A 1619-nucleotide genomic window follows, 5' to 3' on the forward strand; every position below is an offset into this window, starting at 1 on the left:
AAGCCTGGCGATGTCCTACTCTCACATGGGGAAGCCCCACACTACCATCGGCGCTATTGCGTTTCACTTCTGAGTTCGGCATGGAGTCAGGTGGGTCCGCAACGCTATGGTCGCCAAGCAAATTCTTTAATTCGGAAAGCTGAATTCGTTCTTCACATTCAATGTTCTTTCATTGAGCCCACAAAACCCCTTCGGTGTTGTATGGTTAAGCCTCACGGGCAATTAGTATTGGTTAGCTCAACGCCTCGCAGCGCTTACACACCCAACCTATCAACGTTCTAGTCTCGAACAACCCTTTAGGACACTTAAAGTGCCAGGGAAGACTCATCTCAGGGCTCGCTTCCCGCTTAGATGCTTTCAGCGGTTATCGATTCCGAACTTAGCTACCGGGCAATGCTACTGGCGTAACAACCCGAACACCAGAGGTTCGTCCACTCCGGTCCTCTCGTACTAGGAGCAGCCCCCTTCAATCTTCCAACGCCCACGGCAGATAGGGACCGAACTGTCTCACGACGTTCTAAACCCAGCTCGCGTACCACTTTAAATGGCGAACAGCCATACCCTTGGGACCGACTTCAGCCCCAGGATGTGATGAGCCGACATCGAGGTGCCAAACACCGCCGTCGATATGAACTCTTGGGCGGTATCAGCCTGTTATCCCCGGAGTACCTTTTATCCGTTGAGCGATGGCCCTTCCATTCAGAACCACCGGATCACTATGACCTACTTTCGTACCTGCTCGAATTGTCATTCTCGCAGTTAAGCGGGCTTATGCCATTGCACTAACCACACGATGTCCAACCGTGTTTAGCCCACCTTCGTGCTCCTCCGTTACTCTTTGGGAGGAGACCGCCCCAGTCAAACTACCCACCAGGCACTGTCCGCAACCCCGATTAGGGGCCAACGTTAGAACATCAAAACTACAAGGGTGGTATTTCAAGGACGACTCCACGCAATCTAGCGACTGCGCTTCTAAGTCTCCCACCTATCCTACACATGTAGGTTCAATGTTCAGTGCCAAGCTGTAGTAAAGGTTCACGGGGTCTTTCCGTCTAGCCGCGGGTACACTGCATCTTCACAGCGATTTCAATTTCACTGAGTCTCGGGTGGAGACAGCGTGGCCATCATTACGCCATTCGTGCAGGTCGGAACTTACCCGACAAGGAATTTCGCTACCTTAGGACCGTTATAGTTACGGCCGCCGTTTACCGGGGCTTCGATCAAGAGCTTCGACCGAAGTCTAACCCCATCAATTAACCTTCCGGCACCGGGCAGGCGTCACACCGTATACGTCATCTTACGATTTTGCACAGTGCTGTGTTTTTAATAAACAGTTGCAGCCACCTGGTATCTGCGACTCTCAGTAGCTCCATCCGCTAGGGACTTCACCGCCAAGAGCGTACCTTCTCCCGAAGTTACGGTACCATTTTGCCTAGTTCCTTCACCCGAGTTCTCTCAAGCGCCTTGGTATTCTCTACCCGACCACCTGTGTCGGTTTGGGGTACGATTGCTTATAATCTGAAGCTTAGAGGCTTTTCCTGGAAGCATGGCATCAATGACTTCACTACCGTAGTAGCTCGACGTCGTGTCTCAGCCTAACAAGAAACCGGATTTACCTA

Annotated in this window: 2 rRNA genes; both read right to left on the reverse strand. The window is 51.8% G+C overall.

The features are described from left to right. Nucleotides 1-2: 2 nt before the first annotated feature. A 5S ribosomal RNA gene (gene rrf / locus HGG78_RS18705) occupies nt 3-118 on the reverse strand. An 83-nt stretch (nt 119-201) separates the two neighbouring features. After that, nucleotides 202-1619 (reverse strand): 23S ribosomal RNA (locus HGG78_RS18710); the annotation flags it as partial.

Source organism: Vibrio aestuarianus (assembly GCF_012395185.1).
Taxonomy (GTDB): Bacteria; Pseudomonadota; Gammaproteobacteria; order Enterobacterales; family Vibrionaceae; genus Vibrio; species Vibrio aestuarianus.